The following is a 17,805-nucleotide window of genomic DNA, read 5'->3' as shown; positions in this document are numbered from 1 at the left end:
GATTACATTCCTGAAGTCAGCGAGATAAACAGCGGCAGCGACAGGATACACAGTACCGAGCTTAACAGCAGCACCGCTTCCGCATCCGGAGACTGCACGCCAAAGCGGTTACCGAACACCACGCCGAAGAAACCGGCGGAGAGCGCAATCATCAGGATAGCGGTGATCGCCACGGAGCCGTGCAGACCGAAGATCAGAACGATACCCCAGGCAATCGCAGGCTGGATCAGCAGCTTGGCAACGGTTGAGGTAATCACCATGGTGTTGATCTGCAGCTTACGCGCAGAGAGGATCACCCCGGTCAGGAACAGCGCGGCAGCCGTTGCAGAAAGCCCCAGTGGCTTAATGGCGGCCAGAACAAGTTCAGGCATTTTGATGCCGATAGCAGACAAAATCACACCCAGCAGGGGACCCATCACAATCGGTTTTTTAATCGAGCGCCACATCAGCACCGGCAGCATCGAGAGCGTTGAACCGGAGTTATTGCCTTCGGCACGCGCTTTTTCACGTTCCAGAATCAGCAGGCAGAACGGCGTCATCAATACCGAACCACAGGCAATAGAGACCGCCACGGACAGTGAGGTTGAAGAGCTTTCACCCAGCACGCTGCCCAGAATCGGCAAGCCAAGCGCGGCATAGTTTGGCAGCGCAACCGTCAGCGTAAGCACGGCGGCATCCTGTGGGGATTTTTTAAAGACGCTGGTCGCGAGGAAGTAAATGGCCGCGTAGGTTATCCACATCGCCAGGGTCAGCACCAGAATCAGCGGCGACTGGGCTACGATGCCGGTCCACGGGGTTTGCACCGTGGCGCTGAACAGCGCGGCAGGCAAAGCAAAATCCATGACGAAAATATTGAGCAGGGAGACATTTTTGTTATCGACCATCTTTGCCTTACCGGCCCAGAATCCCAGCAGCATGATGACGAAAATCGGTGCAAGAGCATGAACAATTACGTAAGTCATAATTCACCTGTAGTAAAAAAGTTTAAGCACTGGCGCGATGATTATTATTTTCAGGATGCAGGTTCCCGCGCGGACGTAACGGTTACGTCCGCGGGGAGTGCATCTGGCAGGTCTCTTTTTACTTACCAGCTTGCCCGCATGCGTTCGCGTACGAGGGCAGAGCTGCGGCGATTGTCAGCACCGAGACGGTTTTTCAGGGTGTTGTCCTGACGAGCGTCATGGATGGCCTGTTGCAGCGTGGTTTTCACCTGCGTCAGATCGTTTTCAGAAGGGGCATCCGGGTTGCTGATGTCCAGCAGGTTGGAAAGCAGCCCCAGTGTGGCGTAGTTGCTGATGTCATAGGCCATTGGCGGGATCGTTGCCGCCAGTTTTTCCAGCGCATCCACGGTACGTAGCGTAATACGCGCCGCAGACTCTTTACCCATGGCATGGATCAGCACGCCTTTATCGTTAAAGGCAATCAGGCGGTTTGCCTGGTACCCGTGCGCCAGAAACGCGCCGGACATCGCTTTACCAACGATAAGCCCAATCACCGGATGACCGGCCAGACGCGCGTTAGCATAGGCCGCCGCCGCGCCGGCCAACGCCTGGTGAATACCAAATGCCTCTTCACGACGGCCATAGGCCTGGCTTGGCACGTCAATCACCGCCACGATCGGGCGCTTCACGGCGCTGTTGGCATCGGCGGCAACGGTTTCGCTCACCACTTTCGCCAGCGTCCAGCCTTCCAGCAGACCGACTTCCCCTTTCGCCGCGCGCGGGAAGTGGTTGTTGGCATCCGGTACCACGGCAACAAAACGTACCGTTTCACCGTTAAGTTCACCATCGGCCGCCTGTACGGACGGGCATAACCCTTCCAGGCGTCTGGCGTTCGGCGCGAGCGTTTGCAGCCAGAGTTCGCCACGGCTTACTGAGTTAGTCATCATTTCACCTCCCGGGCAAAGAGCGCTTTAATCTGTTCGGCATCGGCCTGTTTGCGGGTGTCGAAATTCGTCAGACGGTTCAGGTAATCGTCATAGTTATCGGTGCGATGTTTTGCAGGCACGCCTTTGGCAATCGCGTCGTTCATCGCCGCTTTCACCGCATTCACGCCATCGCCAACCAGTGCATCTACCAGGCCGCTTTCATAGCGGACTTCGCCACCGGTCATGCTCCAGATAAACGGACGGTCGCGGGAGTCATACTCGTCAATCCCCGCTTCCTGCTCGATAACCTGAGGACCATTCAGACCGAGACGCGCTTCGCGGGTGACAATCAGGTAGCTGCACAGTGCAGCAGCGATAGACATCCCACCGAAGCAGCCCACGGTCCCGGCCACAATCCCGACCACCGGGGTGTAACGGCGCAGGTCAACAATTGCTGCATGAATATCGGCAATGGCCGCCAGGCCCAGGTTGGCTTCCTGCAGACGCACGCCGCCGGTTTCGAGACACAGTACCGCCTGCGTCGGGATCCCGTTGCGGTTATCTTCTGCCGCCAGCTCCAGCGCGGCCGCCATTTTGGCGCCGGACACTTCGCCCATACTGCCGCCCTGGAACGCACCTTCGATCGCCACCACTACCGCAGGCTGACCGTTGAGGGTGCCTTTGGCGACCACCATGCCGTCATCGGCCTGAGGAACGATGCCCTGCGGCCCCAGCCACGGGGAGATAATGCCTTCAAAAGGATCCAGCAGTTCGCGATAGCTCCCGTCGTCCAGCAATGCCTGCGCACGCTGGCGAGCTTTTAATTCAATAAAACTCCGATCATCACGCATGGCTCACCCCTTCAAAAACCTGTTCGATACGAATGCGTGCCACCCCCGGCGTCGCGCCAAAGTCGTGGATCGTCAGTTTTCCTGCAGGCAGGCTGCTGACGGTGTGCAGGCGGTTGAACAACGCCTCCCAGCGACCGCGGCTGTTGTCGACGGACGTGGTGATATCAATGGTTAACGTCTGGCCCGGTTCGGCGGCAAACAGCACCTCCATATCCCCGGAACCAACAACCCCTGCGAGCGCTTTGCCGCTTAACGCGCGGCTCGCTGGCATGGTTAATGTGATTTTTTCCATAACATCCTCTTAATGCTTTGAATAAGGCGTTTCGATGCGATCGAGAAACAGCGTGGCGGCAAGCAGGTCGGCAGCTCCGCCCGGTGAGGCATTGAGTGCCAGCATGTGACGGTCTAATCTCGCCAGCGCCATCTGGCCTGCGGATGTCGCGCATCCTCCGGCGCTCAGCACCGCACGCGCACCGTTCTGCATGGCCTCCAGCCCCGCCATCCCGGCGCGCGACAGCACGCAGGTGTCGGTAAGCGACGTCATGATGGCCATCAGCGCATCGAGCCTTGCGTACGTTTCGCTGCTGCCGTTAAGACGGCTCAGACGAAGCCGCGGCAGAGCACGCTGCATCACGTGTGGAAATGCCTGCTGAGCCTCTTCACGTGCGCCCGGAACCCGGTAGCGGCGCGTGGCGCGTAGCCCTTTGCTGAACACTTTCGGCGCCGCGTCATCGGGCAGTTTCGCCAGCTGTGCCGCGGTATTCGCTACCGCCTGCGCGCTGGCATCGCCACCGAGCATCGCCACGGCACTGACCAGCAGCCCTAGCGCCCAAATCGCGCCGCGGTGGGTATTTACACCGTCGGTAGCCGCCATCATCTGCTGCTCACCTTCACGGCCGAGTCGCCCTATGGTTTGCCTGAGCGCAATATCCGCCGGACGCTGCCAGCTGTGTTGCGCCAGCGCCTGAAACGTGGGGGTCAGGCTGCGCGCGGAACGCTCCATCAACGCGAGCGACAGATCGTGGTGCGCGCCGTTCCCCCGACTGTCCACCAGACCGGGTTTCGGGCTTAACTGTGCTTCGTCAATCAGACACTGCGTGGCGGTTCGCGCCAGCCATTCGGCACCGCCTTCAACCTGAATCTGGGGCAGAAGTTTCATTACCAGCTCCGGAATTTCGCAGGTGGGTTGTAAAGACCGCCAGACCATTCAACCAGGTCTGACACGCTGCCTGCTGCCAGCAGAGAACGGGTGGCATCGGTGCGGCGAATCCCCATATCTTCCGGGTAAACCACTTTGCCGCTCTGGCGCAACTGCGCCACGCGCTTGGCATCGACGCCCAGACCGATATCGGTGATCCCCGCGACGGCCGCAACCATCGCCCGGCGCTCTTCAAGACTTTCTGCGCGATAGAGGTAAGCAATCCCCTCTTCCGTCAGCACATGTGTCACGTCGTCGCCGTAGATCATGACCGGAGCCAGAGGCATCCCGGACGCTTTCGCAACGTCAACAGCATCGAGTTTTTCCACAAAGGTCGGTTTCACGCCTGCCTGGAAGGTTTCCACCATCTGGACGACGAGTTTTTTACCGCGCTGCATCGGATCAGGTTCGGTGATCATGTTCAGCCAGGCCGGGGTGGCATGACGACGACCATGCGGGTCATGGCCCATGTTTGGCGCACCGCCGAAACCAGAGAGACGACCACGGGTCACGGTTGAGGAGTTGGCATACCCGTCAACCTGCAGGGTTGAGCCGATGAACATATCAACGGCGTACTGGCCTGCCAGCTGACAGAAGGCGCGGTTGGAACGCATAGAGCCGTCGGCACCGGTAAAGAAGATGTCCGGACGTGCACGAATGTACTCTTCCATCCCCAGTTCGCCGCCGAAGCAGTGCACGCTTTCCACCCAGCCGCTTTCAATCGCCGGGATCAGGGTTGGGTGCGGGTTAAGGGTCCAGTGTTTACAGATTTTGCCTTTCAGGCCGAGCTGTTCACCGTAGGTCGGCAGCAGCAGTTCAATCGCCGCGGTATTAAAACCAATCCCGTGGTTCAGGGATTGCACCTGATGTTCCGCATAAATGCCCTTAATGGCCATCATCGCCATCAGGATATGTTCTTGTTTGATGAGACGCGGGTCGCGGGTAAACAGCGGTTCGATAAAGAACGGTTTGTCGGCCACCACCACGAAGTCAATCCAGGAGCCGGGAATATCAACGCGCGGCAGGTCGCATTCGTCGTCCACCAGCTCATTCACCTGTGCGATGACAATGCCGTCATGGAATGCGGCCGCTTCCACCAGCGCGGGGGTATCTTCAGTGCTTGCGCCGGTATAAAGATTACCTTTTCGGTCCGCTTTAAAGCCGGCAATCAGCGCCACGTTTGGCGAGAGATCCACGTACAGACGTGAATAGAGCTCTATGTAGGTATGGATAGCGCCAATTTCGAGCTGACCATCTTCCAGCAGCTGCGAGATACGCAGGCTCTGGGTACCGGAGAAGGAGAAGTCCAGCTTGCGGGCGATACCTTTCTCAAAGATATCCAGATGCTCGCTACGGCCCACGCTTGGCATAATCATGTGCAGGTCATGCACGATTTGCGGGTTCACTTCAGCCAGCGAGCGTGAAAGGAAATCGGCCTGCTTCTGGTTATTACCTTCCAGAACGACTTTGTCGCCAGGCGCGATCAGTTTTTCCAGCATGGCGACAAGATCGCCGGTTGGCAGTACCTTGCCCTGCACCGGTACGGAGGCCAGACGACGCGCTTTCTCGGTGCGTCGTGTGTTCCATTGCCGGGTGGGTGTTTGCCCAGATAACATTATTAACCTCCTGATTCAGCACATCATTCTGATTTGCTTAACGTTGAGTAAAGTGTGCGCTGTGGCGAGGAAGTCATCAATTAAGCGCAGGGCGGAATCATTAGCCTGAGAGTAATAATCAAGGTAAATATTTGTGATCGAGATCAGTTCATGTTTCGGAAAACCAGGCTAAACGGGGTACAATTCGGAAAGAACAGAAAATAACTGACAAGAATTAGCATCGCCGTTATGAGCCAAATCATTCCATCAGACTTCGACATCATCGCCGAAGACAGCACCGAGTTCGTGCCCATGCGCGGCGTGGCCAATTGCCATCTGCAGACCATGCTGCCGCGACTCATCCGCCGTAAGGTTCAGTTCACGCCGCACTGGCAACGGCTGGACTTACCGGACGGTGACTTTCTGGACCTGGCATGGAGCGAAGAGCCAGAACAGGCGCGCCACAAGCCGCGTCTGGTGGTCTTTCACGGTCTGGAAGGCAGTCTGCACAGCCCCTATGCACACGGGCTCATCCAGGCAGCCAAAGCGCGGGGCTGGCTCGGCGTGGTGATGCACTTTCGCGGCTGTAGCGGCGAACCGAATCGCCAGAAGCGCATCTATCACTCGGGTGAAACCGAAGACGGCACCTGGTTTTTACACTGGTTACGGGAAAACTTTGGTACCGTCCCGACAGCGGCCGTGGGCTACTCGCTGGGCGGCAATATGCTGGCCTGCCTGCTGGCAAAAGAGGGCGACACCGTGCCGCTGGATGCGGCCGTCATTGTCTCCGCGCCCTTTATGCTGGAGCAGTGCAGCTACCATATGGAGAAAGGCTTTTCCCGGGTCTATCAGCGTTACCTGCTCAACCTGCTGAAAGCCAACGCGGCGCGCAAGTTGAAGGCCTATCCGGATACGCTGCCGGTGAGCCTGCGTCAGTTGAAAAAGGTCCGTCGCATCCGCGAATTCGACGATCTGATCACCGCCAAAATTCACGGTTTTGCCGATGCGATTGACTACTACCGTCAGTGCAGCGCCATGCCGCTGCTCAGCAAGATCACGCAACCGACGCTTATCATTCATGCCAAAGATGACCCGTTTATGGATCATCACTCTATCCCCGCGCAGGAATTTTTGCCTGCCAACGTTCACTACCAGCTGACAGAGCATGGTGGTCACGTGGGGTTCATCGGTGGAACGTTGCGTCGCCCGAAAATGTGGCTGGAGTCGCGTATTCCTGACTGGCTTACCCCTTATCTGGACGGTGCAAAATGATTATTCCATGGCAGGACCTCTCCCCCGAAACGCTCGATAATCTGATTGAAAGCTTTGTCTTGCGCGAAGGTACCGATTATGGTGAACATGAACGTTCGCTTGAGCAAAAGGTCAACGATGTGAAGCGCCAGCTCAAAAGCGGCGACGTGGTGCTGGTATGGTCTGAACTGCATGAGACGGTCAATATCATGCCCCGCAACGCGTTTCATGGCTGATCTTTAAACCTTTCCAGTCAGGGAGTTGCTATGTCTGCCAGACATCCGGTTATTGCCGTTACGGGTTCGAGTGGTGCGGGAACCACCACGACCAGCCTCGCTTTTCGTAAGATTTTCGCCCAACTGAATCTCCGTGCGGCGGAGGTCGAAGGCGATAGCTTTCACCGCTACACGCGCCCGGAGATGGATATGGCTATCCGCAAGGCGCGCGATCTGGGTAAACACATCAGCTACTTCGGCCCGGAGGCCAATGACTTCGGCCTGCTGGAGCAAACCTTTCAGGAGTACGGCCAGAGCGGCAAGGGGCAGTCACGCAAATATCTGCACACCTACGATGAAGCCGTTCCCTGGAACCAGGTGCCCGGCACCTTTACGCCCTGGCAACCGCTGCCGGAACCAACCGACGTCCTGTTTTACGAAGGGTTGCACGGTGGCGTGGTGACGCCGCAGCATGACGTGGCGCGTCACGTGGATCTGCTGGTTGGCGTGGTGCCCATCGTGAACCTTGAGTGGATCCAGAAGCTGACGCGTGACATCAGCGAGCGCGGCCATTCACGTGAGGCGGTGATGGATTCCGTCGTGCGCTCCATGGAAGACTACATTACTTATCTGACGCCGCAGTTCTCCCGCACGCATATCAACTTCCAGCGCGTACCGACAGTGGACACCTCTAACCCGTTCGCCGCCAAAAGTATCCCGTCGCTGGATGAGAGCTTTGTGGTTATCCACTTCCGCAATCTCGACGGCATTGATTACCCCTGGCTGCTGGCGATGCTGCAGGGCTCGTTTATTTCGCACATGAATACGTTAGTGGTTCCGGGCGGAAAAATGGGGCTGGCAATGGAATTAATTATGATGCCGCTGGTACAGCGGTTGATAGAAGGGAAGAAAATCGCCTGATGATTTCCCTCTCCGCGTGGGAGAGGGTTTCGGTGAGGGCATCAGGGTGAACGATGCCCCCCAATATCAGGCGTCGATCACTTCATACGAATGCGTAATTTTTACCGCTTTCTCGAGCATTAAGGCGACCGAGCAGTATTTCTCCGCTGAAAGATCGACCGCGCGTGAGACCGCCGCGTCTTTCAGTTCTTTCCCGCTGACGATGAAATGCAGGTTAATGTGGGTGAACAGGCGTGGTGCCTCTTCGCGGCGTTCTGAGGTGAGTTTTACTTCGCAGTCGGTCACATCGTGACGGCCTTTTTGCAGGATCGACACCACATCAATTGCGCTGCATCCACCTGCTGCCATCAGCACCATTTCCATTGGGCTTGGTGCTTTATCGCCGGAGTTACCATCCATCAAAATCTGGTGTCCTGAAGCGGACTCGCCCAGGAACGTTAAACCTTCAACCCATTTCACACGCGCTTGCATATTCACTCACTCCAACGTTGCATTTTTGGTGACAGATTACGCGTGCGTTACATTTCTCGCAATGGAAGGCGACCTGCGTCATGCTGAAGCGAGACACCAGGAGACACGCGGCGAAAGCTATGCTAAAACACTCAGGATGCTACAGTAATACATTGACGTTACACATGTATGCAGAGGACATCAAACTTTACTGGCTGCGAAACGTTACGATAGCCGACTTCCCAGGGTATGGGTAAGAATTCGATTGCAACCCCAGAGTCCGGATGCATCTTATGACTCTGGTGACAGCTTATAACAGAGGATAACAGCGCATGGTGCTTGGCAAACCGCAAACAGACCCGACTCTCGAATGGTTCTTGTCTCATTGCCACATTCATAAGTACCCATCGAAGAGCACGCTGATTCACCAGGGTGAAAAAGCGGAAACGTTGTATTACATCGTCAAAGGCTCGGTGGCAGTGCTGATCAAAGATGAAGAAGGGAAAGAGATGATCCTTTCTTATCTGAACCAGGGCGATTTCATCGGTGAACTGGGCCTGTTTGAAGAAGGCCAGGAACGTAGCGCCTGGGTTCGTGCAAAGACAGCATGTGAAGTGGCTGAAATTTCCTACAAGAAATTCCGTCAGTTGATTCAGGTTAACCCTGACATCCTGATGCGTCTTTCTTCGCAGATGGCACGCCGTCTGCAGGTGACATCTGAGAAAGTGGGTAACCTCGCCTTCCTGGACGTGACCGGCCGTATCGCTCAGACCCTGCTGAATCTGGCGAAACAACCCGATGCGATGACTCACCCTGATGGCATGCAAATTAAAATTACCCGTCAGGAAATCGGTCAGATTGTCGGTTGCTCCCGTGAAACTGTGGGCCGTATTCTGAAAATGCTGGAAGATCAGAACCTGATCTCCGCACACGGTAAAACCATCGTGGTTTACGGAACGCGTTAATTCCGCTCAAACGGCGTGCCATCGCAAGGTGTCACGCCGTTTTTGTCTCTATTCCCCATGTGGCGCAGGCTGATTTATCACCCGGAAGTTAACTACGCACTGCGACAAACGCTGGTGTTGTGCCTTCCTGTGGCCGTGGGCCTGATTCTGGGCCATCTTCAGCAAGGTCTGCTCTTCTCTCTCGTTCCCGCCTGCTGCAACATTGCCGGTCTGGATACACCGCATAAGCGCTTTTTCAAACGGCTGATCGTGGGCGGCTCGCTGTTTGCGGGTTGTAGCCTCGCCGTGCAGCTTTTGCTGGCCCGCGATATCCCGCTGCCGCTGATCCTCACCGTCCTGGCGATGACCCTGGGCGTAACCGCTGAAATCAGCTCACTGCACGCGCGTTTGCTTCCCGCGTCGCTGATTGCCGCCATCTTCACGCTGAGCCTTGCGGGCAACATGCCGGTGTGGGAGCCGCTGCTGATCTACGCCCTCGGTACGCTGTGGTACGGGCTGTTTAACTGGTTTTGGTTCTGGCTGTGGCGGGAACAGCCGCTGCGGGAATCCCTGAGCCTGCTCTACGTGCAGCTGGCGGATTACTGTGAAGCCAAATACACCTTGCTCACCCAGCATACCGATCCAGAAAAATCACTGCCGCCGCTGCTGACGCGTCAGCAAAAGGTGGTGGACCTGATAAGCCAGTGTTATCAACAGCTGCATATGCTCGCCGCCAATAAGAACCACGAATATAAGCGGCTGCTGCGCGTCTTCCAGGTGGGGCTGGACTTACAGGAGCATATCTCCGTGAGCCTGCACCAGCCGCAGGAGGTGCAAAAACTGGTCGAGCGCAGCCATGCCGAAGCGGTGATCCGCTGGAACGCGCAAACCGTCTCCGCGCGCCTTCGGGTGCTGGCTGACGATATTCTGTATCACCGCAACCCCACGCGCTTTAACATGGACAAACAGCTCGGCGCGCTGGAGAAGATTGCCCGTCAGCATGAAGACAACCCGGTGGGTCAGTTTGCCGCCTGGCACTTCAGCCGTATCGCCCGCGTGTTACGAACCCAGCGTCCGCTTTATCCGCGCGACCTGATGGCCGACAAACAAAAACGCCTGCCGCTGCTGCCGGCGCTCAGAAGCTACCTCTCCCTTAAATCATCTGCCCTGCGCAACGCCGCGCGAATTAGCGTGATGCTGAGCATTGCCAGCCTGATGGGCATGGCGCTGCATCTGCCCAAACCGTACTGGATTTTAATGACCATCCTGTTTGTCACCCAGAACGGCTATGGCGCGACGCGGGTGCGCATTCTGCACCGGGCAGGCGGAACGATGGCGGGGCTGATCATTGCGGGCGTTACGCTGCACTTTCACGTGCCGGAAGGCTATACGCTGGCAGGGATGCTGGTGATCACGATGGTGAGCTACCTGATCATCCGCAAAAACTACGGCTGGGCGATGGTGGGCTTTACGGTAACGGCGGTGTATACCCTGCAGTTGCTCACGCTCAACGGCGAGCAGTTTATTATCGCCAGGCTGGTCGATACCCTGATTGGCTGCCTGATTGCCTTTGGCGGCATGGTCTGGCTGTGGCCTCAGTGGCAAAGCGGGCTGCTCAGACAGAACGCCCACGATGCGCTGGAGGCCGACCAGCAGGCCATTCGCCTGATCCTGAGTGACGACCCGCAGCCCTCCCCGCTGGCGTATCAGCGGATGAAGGTCAACCAGGCGCATAACGCCCTGTTTAACTCGCTGAATCAGGCAATGCAGGAGCCCGGCTTTAACTCGCACTATCTGGCGGACATGAAGCTCTGGGTGACGCACAGCCAGTTTATCGTTGAGCATATCAACGCCATGACCACGCTGGCGCGGGAACATACGATGCTGACGCCCGATCTGGCGCAGCGCTACCTGCAGTCGTGTGAGATTGCCCTGCAGCGGTGTCAGCAGCGACTCGAGTATGACGCGCCTGGCGAGTCAGGGGATTCGAACATTCTGGAGGCGCCAGAGACGCTCACCCACGGGCCAATGAGTACCCTGGAGCAGCATCTGCAGCGCGTTCTCGGGCATCTGAACACCATGCACACCATTTCGTCGGTAGCATGGCGTCAGCGCCCTCACCATGGGATATGGTTAACCCGTCGCTTAACGCGAACGGAGTCTTAAGCGTTTACGATCTTCGCGACCGCCGCGGCAAAACGGTTTAACCCGTCTTCAATGTCCTGATTTTCGACCACCAGCGACGGCGCAAAGCGCATCACGTCCGGCCCGGCATTGAGCACCATCACCCCTTCATGGGCGGCGGCGTGCAGGAAATCGCGCGCACGGCCTTTGTACTGTGGCTTCAGCTCCGCGCCGATCAGTAACCCCATCCCGCGGATCTCGCTGAAGACGTCATACTGGTCATCAATCTGCTGCAAATGCTTCACGAAAAGCTCACGCTTCGCGTTGACGCCGCTCAGAACCTCAGGGGTGTTGATAATGTCGAACGCGGCACCCGCGACGGCACTCGCCAGCGGGTTACCGCCGTATGTGGAGCCGTGGGAACCCACGTGGAACGCGGAGGCAATCTCCTGCGTCGTTAATACCGCACTGACCGGGAAGCCGCCGCCGAGCGCTTTGGCGCTGGTCAGAATATCCGGCGTCACGCCGTAATGCATGTAGGCAAACAGGGAGCCGGTACGGCCCATCCCGCACTGCACTTCATCAAATACCAGCAGCGCCTGATGCTCATCGCACAGGTCGCGCAGCCCTTTCAGGAACTCAGGCGTGGCAGCCGTTACGCCGCCCTCTCCCTGGATCGGCTCCACCACCACCGCACAGGTGTGGTCATCCATTACCGCTTTTACCGCATGCAGATCGTTAAACGGCACATGGATAATATCGGCCGGTTTTGGTCCAAAACCGTCGGAATACTTTGGCTGTCCACCGACGGAAACGGTAAACAGCGAGCGACCGTGGAAGGCGTTGTGGAAAGCAATGATTTTGGTTTTGTACGGGCTGTGGCGCGTGGAGGCATAGTAGCGCGCCAGTTTGAAGGCGGTTTCGTTCGCTTCGGTACCGGAGTTCATAAACAGCACGCGTTCGGCGAAGGTCGCGCTGATTAACTTGCGGCCCAGACGCAGCGCCGGTTCGTTGGTAAAGACGTTGCTGGTATGCCACAGGGTTTCCCCCTGGGTTTTCAGCGCCTCCACCAGCGCAGGATGGCAATGACCCAGCGCCGTCACCGCAATCCCACCGGCGAAATCAACATACTCTTTCCCCTGCTGATCCCAGACTCGGCTGCCTTTCCCTTTTACCGGGATAAACTCAGCCGGTGCATAAATCGGCAGAATGACTTCATCGAATGTCGCGCGGGTAATTGCAGATTGTTCAGTTGCCATGTCATGACCATCCATTTTATGTCACAGTGATTGTGAAAATATAATCACAAAATATGCATAAAAAATCACAGCAAGGCAACCACTATTCAACGATTGAGGAAATTTGCCAGCAGCTGGTGTCCCTGCTCGCTGAGGATACTCTCCGGGTGGAATTGCACCCCTTCGAGGTCCCATTCACGATGTCGGATCCCCATGATCTCCCGGGTATCGCTCCAGGCGGTAACCTCAAAGCATTCCGGCAGCGTTGACGGGTCAATGACCAGCGAATGGTAGCGCGTCACGGTAAGCGGATTATTAAGCCCCATAAACACGCCCGTGCCGGTATGGGTCACCGGCGCGGTTTTGCCATGCATCACTTTGGCGGCGCGCACAATGGTGGCACCAAACACCTGCCCAATGGCCTGGTGGCCCAGGCAGACGCCAAGAATGGGCAGCTTACCGGCGTAATGATGAATGACATCCAGCGAAATGCCCGATTCCGACGGCGTGCAGGGCCCCGGCGAGATAACGATTTTCTGCGGGGCAAGCGCGTCGATTTCGGCCAGGCTGATGTCGTCGTTGCGGCGGACCACCACCTCTGCACCCAGTTCACAAAAATACTGGTAAAGGTTCCAGGTGAAGGAATCGTAGTTATCAATCAGCAGAATCATGGCGGCTCCAGAAAAACGTGCCGCCCTATTCTACTCAGTTTCCCGCGCTTCGCTCACTACTTTGGCAAAGATGGCGTTCAGGGCCGTTAAATCGCCCATTGCGCCGCTCTGGTTGGCCGCCGCCCATTTGCCCGGGTCGATATCTTTCCAGCTCAGCTGATAGCCTGCATGGATGGCGAGCTGTTCGAAGAAGATCCGCTGAGCGATACCGTTGCCAATCCGGAAGGGATGGAGCACGTTGATCTCACAGTAGTAGTGACTCAGGCGGGCCACAAACTCCTCTTTCTGCAGACCGTTGAGATACCCCTCTTCCTCGAGATCCTGCATCAGGACATTGCCCTCTTTCTCGATGTAGGCGAAGTGGCAGAAGCGGGTGTCGCCCTGATAAATATCGATTTCGCGGATATCGCCCGCCCAGTCAAAAATATCCTGATAAAGGTGGCGGTGGATTGCACAGAGATGCGGCAACCCCGGCGCCGACGGGCCTAAGCCGAGCGTCGCCACCCGCAGCGCGGTGATCTCATAGGATGCCTTTGCAAGACGGTCAGCCTGGCGGATATTCAGACGGTTACGCATCACATTCAGACCCGGGTAGAGATACGGGTCACGATCGTCACCGATTTTATCGCTCATAGTGCCTCCTGAGTTCTTCAAGACGGCTTTGCGCATCCTGGGCGTTTAGCGTAACGAGCGGGCTATCAACCCCCTCAAGGCGGCGGCTGGCCTGGAAATTACTGTTTCGCTGCTGCTCCCAGAGACGGGATTTTTGCTTATCGGTGAGTTTTTTCACTTAACGCCTCCCTGAAGATGTCCGTGTGCCACAAGTATAAGCAGCAAAACGCGCTTTCGCAGGGAGGGGAGCGAAACACGGGCGAGAAGCGCCCGTGTCAAAGAAGGTTACGGCAGAACTTTTGCAGAGAGGATCACAACCGGTTTCGTCGGCACATTCTGGTATGGGCCAACGTCATGGGACTGCACCTGAGAAATCTTGTCAGCCACATCCATCCCTTTCACCACTTTACCGAAGACCGCGTAACCGAAGTCGCGCTGACCGTGGTCGAGGAAGGCGTTATCCGCCACGTTGATAAAGAACTGGCTGGTGGCGCTGTCTTTATCTGCCGTACGCGCCATAGAGATGGTACCGCGGGTGTTGCGCAGGCCGTTATCCGCTTCATTTTTAATCGGTGCGTTAGGCTGCTTTTGCTGCATTTGCTCGTTAAAACCACCGCCCTGCACCATAAAGCCCGGGATCACACGGTGGAATGTGGTGCCGTTATAGAAACCGTTATTCACGTAGTCGAGGAAGTTTTTCACAGAAACCGGAGCTTTCTGGCTATTCAGTTCCAGCTCAATATTCCCGGCGGAGGTGGTCAGCAGAACGTGAGGGTCTCCTTTGGCTGCCAGCGCAGCAGGGGAAACGGCAGAAAGAGCAAACACAGCTGCGACAGCCGCCAGCGTTGATTTGAGCATGAGAATTCCTTAACAAAGCGCAGTATAAAAAGCGAATGGCTTGATTCTAAAGAGCAGTATGAACGGAGACCAGCCTTTTACCTAATTTTACGAAATTGAAACAGTTGTAACCACGCAAACGATTGGTTATGAAGTCTATTGATGTGATCTGAATCACATAAAAACCTGCAATAGTGTTCGAATTTCTCTTAAAAGATATGAATGGATCACTTTAATGTCTAAAATCTGCCCGCTCTCAGCGCCCCTCGGGCGCTTTTCTTTTCCTGAACAGGCCAGACATGACTAACAGCAATCGTATCAAGCTCACATGGATCAGCTTCTTCTCCTACGCCCTGACCGGCGCGTTGGTGATCGTCACCGGGATGGTGATGGGTAATATCGCAGACTACTTCCAGCTGCCCGTTTCCAGCATGAGTAACACCTTTACCTTCCTCAACGCCGGGATCCTGATCTCCATTTTCCTGAATGCCTGGCTGATGGAAATTGTTCCACTGAAAACGCAGCTGCGTTTTGGTTTCGTGCTGATGGTCGCCGCGGTAGCGGGTTTAATGGTGAGCCACAGCATCGCTCTGTTCTCTGCCGCCATGTTTGTGCTGGGTCTGGTGAGCGGTATTACGATGTCCATCGGTACGTTCCTGATTACCCACATGTATGAAGGCCGTCAGCGTGGCGCACGTCTGCTGTTTACCGACTCCTTCTTCAGCATGGCGGGGATGATTTTCCCGATGGTAGCGGCCGTTCTGCTGGCACGCAGCATTGAGTGGTACTGGGTTTATGCCTGTATCGGTCTGGTCTACGTGGCAATCTTTATTCTGACCTTCGGCTGTGAATTCCCGGTTCTGGGCAAAAAAGCGCAATCCACGGACGAGCCGGTCGCGAAAGAGAAATGGGGTATCGGCGTACTGTTCCTCTCCGTTGCCGCACTGTGCTACATCCTCGGTCAGCTGGGCTTTATCTCCTGGGTACCGGAATACGCCAAAAGCCTGGGCATGAGCCTGAACGACGCGGGTAAACTGGTGAGCGATTTCTGGATGTCTTACATGTTCGGCATGTGGGCGTTTAGCTTCATCCTGCGCTTCTTCGACCTGCAGCGCATTCTGACCGTGCTGGCAGGCATGGCAACCGTGCTGATGTACCTGTTCATTAACGGTTCACCGGAGCATATGCCGTGGTTCATCCTGACCCTGGGCTTCTTCTCCAGTGCGATTTACACCTCTATCATTACGCTGGGCTCTCTGCAGACCAAAGTGGCGTCACCGAAACTGGTGAACTTCGTGCTGACCTGCGGCACCATCGGTACCATGCTGACCTTCGTGGTCACCGGCCCGATCGTCGCCCACAGCGGCCCGCTGGCCGCGCTGCATACCGCTAACGGTTTGTACGCGGTGGTGTTTGTGATGTGCCTGGTTCTGGGCTTTGTGACCCGCCACCGCCAGCATAATACGGCAGCGGCGTCCCACTGATCCCCTACGCCCCTTTGCGCTCAGCGAAGGGGCTGTTTTTCGTGAAGATGTGCTCTTCCGCAACGTCGTCCATTTTGATCCACGTCTGCGCAAGCTGCGTCGTGGCAATCACTCGCCCCTCCCGAATCGACCAGCGCGCCGGCACCTGGCAGCGCACCGCCTCAAACCCGCTCTCCGCAGGCAGCACGATCAGGTTAGCCAGATTTCCCGTTTCGATACCGTAATCCGTCAGGCCGAAGGTTCGGGCGCTGTTGTGGGTTATCAGGTTCAAACCGTTGTCGATTTGCGAATACCCCATCATCTGACACACATGCAGCCCCATATGCAGTACCTGCAGCATATTGCCGGTGCCAAGCGGGTACCACGGGTCGAAGACATCATCATGCCCGAAACAGACGTTGATCCCCGCCTCCAGCAGCTCCTTCACTCGGGTAATCCCGCGTCGTTTGGGATAATCGTCAAAGCGTCCCTGTAAATGGATATTCACCAGTGGATTGGCGACAAAGTTGATGCCTGACATCTTCAGCAGGCGGAAAAGCCGCGAGGTGTATGCCCCGTTATAGGAGTGCATCGCCGTGGTATGGCTGGCCGTGACCCGCGGGCCCATCCCTGATTCATAAGCCAGGGTGGCCACCGTTTCCAGAAATCGGGACTGCTCATCGTCAATTTCATCGCAGTGGATATCCAGCGGACGGTCGTATTTCTTCGCCAGTTCAAAGGCAATGTGCAGCGATTGCACGCCATACTCGCGGGTGAATTCAAAATGCGGGATTGCCCCGACCACATCGGCACCTAGCTTCAACGCCTCCTCAAGCAGCGCCGCGCCGTCCGGGTAAGAAAGGATGCCTTCCTGCGGGAACGCCACGATTTGCAGCGTGATCCACGGCGCAACCTCCTGCTTCACCTCCAGCATGGCCTTCAGGGCGGTGAGCGTCGGGTCAGAGACGTCCACGTGGGTGCGCACAAACTGAATACCGTTGGCAATTTGCCCTTTCAGCGTTTTCCAGGCGCGCGCTTTTACATCCTCATGGCTAAGCAGTGCCTTACGCTCCGCCCAGCGCTCAATGCCTTCAAACAGCGTACCGGATTGGTTCCAGCTCGGCTCGCCTGCCGTCTGGGTGGTATCAAGGTGGATATGCGGTTCTATAAACGGGGGGATGGCAAGGCCGCCACGCGCGTTTAAGATTCTTACGTTTTCGTCTTCGGTATCGCCCATCGGCGTTATGCCACCAAAACGACCCTGCTCAATGGCGATTTGCCACAGCCCTTCGCGACCCGGTAAGCGAACATTCTGAATAAGCCCAAGCGGTGTTGTAGACATGCCTTTCCCCTGAAAAACGCGGCTGAAATTTGGGAGTACGCATTTTTGACAACGCGCCCCTTAATTTGTACACAAAATCGGCGACCTCGAAAAGCCAGCGATTTCCACAACTTATAAAAATCCTGACAAATCAGTCATATACCACCTAAGGAGTAGGCGAAGGCGTATTTGATTTGCATCAATAAGTGCCCCTGCTGAATCGTTAAGGTAGGCAGTAATAGAAAAG

At 56.4% G+C, this 17,805-nt stretch carries 19 protein-coding genes; 6 read left to right on the top strand and 13 right to left on the bottom strand.

What is annotated here, in order from left to right; all coding sequences use genetic code 11:
• Positions 1–2: 2 nt before the first annotated feature.
• The 6 genes from AM410_RS08915 to mdcA form a co-directional block, all read right to left on the bottom strand.
• Complete coding sequence (locus tag AM410_RS08915; protein WP_014171919.1) at positions 3–962, bottom strand: AEC family transporter; 960 nt, start codon at positions 960–962, stop codon at positions 3–5.
• 122 nt (positions 963–1,084) lie between these two features.
• Positions 1,085–1,885: a biotin-independent malonate decarboxylase subunit gamma gene (mdcE, locus tag AM410_RS08910; protein WP_032670503.1), complete on the bottom strand. Its 801-nt coding sequence runs from the start codon at positions 1,883–1,885 to the stop codon at positions 1,085–1,087.
• Positions 1,885–2,718, bottom strand: a complete 834-nt coding sequence (locus tag AM410_RS08905) for a biotin-independent malonate decarboxylase subunit beta (RefSeq protein ID WP_047954760.1) — start codon at positions 2,716–2,718, stop codon at positions 1,885–1,887. Before AM410_RS08905 ends, mdcE begins: the two co-directional genes overlap by 1 nt.
• A complete protein-coding gene (gene mdcC, locus AM410_RS08900; protein ID WP_020884595.1) occupies positions 2,711–3,010 on the bottom strand; it encodes a malonate decarboxylase acyl carrier protein in 300 nt (99 codons plus the stop codon). The genes AM410_RS08905 and mdcC overlap by 8 nt, the downstream gene beginning before the upstream one ends.
• A 9-nt stretch (positions 3,011–3,019) precedes the next feature.
• Positions 3,020–3,877, bottom strand: coding sequence for a triphosphoribosyl-dephospho-CoA synthase (locus AM410_RS08895; protein ID WP_041162887.1), 858 nt, complete (start codon positions 3,875–3,877; stop codon positions 3,020–3,022).
• Complete coding sequence (gene mdcA, locus AM410_RS08890) at positions 3,877–5,532, bottom strand: malonate decarboxylase subunit alpha (RefSeq protein ID WP_014171924.1); 1,656 nt, start codon at positions 5,530–5,532, stop codon at positions 3,877–3,879. Before mdcA ends, AM410_RS08895 begins: the two co-directional genes overlap by 1 nt.
• 228 nt (positions 5,533–5,760) lie before the next feature.
• Here mdcA and AM410_RS08885 point away from each other — a divergent pair, with 228 nt between their 5' ends.
• From AM410_RS08885 to AM410_RS08875, 3 genes are read left to right on the top strand one after another with little or no spacing between them, the layout of a single operon-like run.
• The gene (locus AM410_RS08885; RefSeq protein ID WP_014171925.1) at positions 5,761–6,783 is read left to right on the top strand and encodes a hydrolase; all 1,023 of its coding nucleotides are present in this window, start codon (positions 5,761–5,763) and stop codon (positions 6,781–6,783) included.
• Positions 6,780–6,998, top strand: a complete 219-nt coding sequence (locus AM410_RS08880; protein ID WP_003861664.1) for a YheU family protein — start codon at positions 6,780–6,782, stop codon at positions 6,996–6,998. Before AM410_RS08885 ends, AM410_RS08880 begins: the two co-directional genes overlap by 4 nt.
• A 30-nt stretch (positions 6,999–7,028) precedes the next feature.
• On the top strand, positions 7,029–7,898 hold the full coding sequence (locus AM410_RS08875; protein WP_014171927.1) for a phosphoribulokinase: 870 nt from the start codon (positions 7,029–7,031) through the stop codon (positions 7,896–7,898).
• 66 nt (positions 7,899–7,964) lie between these two features.
• Here the strand turns inward: AM410_RS08875 and AM410_RS08870 are convergent, their stop codons facing one another.
• Positions 7,965–8,369 (bottom strand): OsmC family protein, encoded by a 405-nt coding sequence (locus AM410_RS08870; RefSeq protein WP_025202873.1) that lies wholly within the window; start codon positions 8,367–8,369, stop codon positions 7,965–7,967.
• 311 nt (positions 8,370–8,680) lie between these two features.
• Here AM410_RS08870 and crp point away from each other — a divergent pair, with 311 nt between their 5' ends.
• Positions 8,681–9,313 carry a cAMP-activated global transcriptional regulator CRP gene (gene crp, locus AM410_RS08865; RefSeq protein WP_000242758.1) on the top strand — a complete coding sequence of 211 codons (633 nt, stop codon included), beginning with the start codon at positions 8,681–8,683 and terminating at the stop codon, positions 9,311–9,313.
• Positions 9,314–9,370: 57 nt separating this feature from the next.
• On the top strand, positions 9,371–11,458 hold the full coding sequence (locus tag AM410_RS08860) for a YccS/YhfK family putative transporter (RefSeq protein ID WP_073397615.1): 2,088 nt from the start codon (positions 9,371–9,373) through the stop codon (positions 11,456–11,458).
• Here AM410_RS08860 and argD read toward each other — a convergent pair.
• From argD to ppiA, 5 genes are all read right to left on the bottom strand, one after another.
• A complete protein-coding gene (gene argD, locus AM410_RS08855) occupies positions 11,455–12,675 on the bottom strand; it encodes a bifunctional acetylornithine/succinyldiaminopimelate transaminase (RefSeq protein WP_171032977.1) in 1,221 nt (406 codons plus the stop codon). The two genes, AM410_RS08860 and argD, sit on opposite strands and share 4 nt — an antisense overlap.
• Before the next feature lie 86 nt (positions 12,676–12,761).
• The gene (pabA, locus tag AM410_RS08850) at positions 12,762–13,325 is read right to left on the bottom strand and encodes an aminodeoxychorismate synthase component 2 (RefSeq protein ID WP_073397617.1); all 564 of its coding nucleotides are present in this window, start codon (positions 13,323–13,325) and stop codon (positions 12,762–12,764) included.
• A 30-nt stretch (positions 13,326–13,355) separates the two neighbouring features.
• Positions 13,356–13,958: a putative adenosine monophosphate-protein transferase Fic gene (locus AM410_RS08845; RefSeq protein WP_025202869.1), complete on the bottom strand. Its 603-nt coding sequence runs from the start codon at positions 13,956–13,958 to the stop codon at positions 13,356–13,358.
• Positions 13,948–14,115: a YhfG family protein gene (locus tag AM410_RS08840; RefSeq protein ID WP_014171935.1), complete on the bottom strand. Its 168-nt coding sequence runs from the start codon at positions 14,113–14,115 to the stop codon at positions 13,948–13,950. The genes AM410_RS08845 and AM410_RS08840 overlap by 11 nt, the downstream gene beginning before the upstream one ends.
• A 107-nt stretch (positions 14,116–14,222) precedes the next feature.
• Positions 14,223–14,795 carry a peptidylprolyl isomerase A gene (gene ppiA / locus AM410_RS08835; RefSeq protein ID WP_014171936.1) on the bottom strand — a complete coding sequence of 191 codons (573 nt, stop codon included), beginning with the start codon at positions 14,793–14,795 and terminating at the stop codon, positions 14,223–14,225.
• 278 nt (positions 14,796–15,073) lie between these two features.
• Here ppiA and tsgA point away from each other — a divergent pair, with 278 nt between their 5' ends.
• Positions 15,074–16,258 carry an MFS transporter TsgA gene (gene tsgA, locus AM410_RS08830; RefSeq protein WP_073397619.1) on the top strand — a complete coding sequence of 395 codons (1,185 nt, stop codon included), beginning with the start codon at positions 15,074–15,076 and terminating at the stop codon, positions 16,256–16,258.
• 4 nt (positions 16,259–16,262) lie between these two features.
• Here tsgA and AM410_RS08825 read toward each other — a convergent pair whose 3' ends face one another.
• Complete coding sequence (locus AM410_RS08825; RefSeq protein ID WP_032679098.1) at positions 16,263–17,579, bottom strand: cytosine deaminase; 1,317 nt, start codon at positions 17,577–17,579, stop codon at positions 16,263–16,265.
• Positions 17,580–17,805: the final 226 nt, after the last annotated feature.

The sequence above is a fragment of the Enterobacter cloacae complex sp. FDA-CDC-AR_0164 genome (assembly GCF_003071645.1).
GTDB lineage: Bacteria > Pseudomonadota > Gammaproteobacteria > Enterobacterales > Enterobacteriaceae > Enterobacter > Enterobacter ludwigii.
The sequence above is the reverse complement of the archived record's forward strand: the minus strand, read 5'-3'. Positions and strand labels throughout refer to the sequence as shown.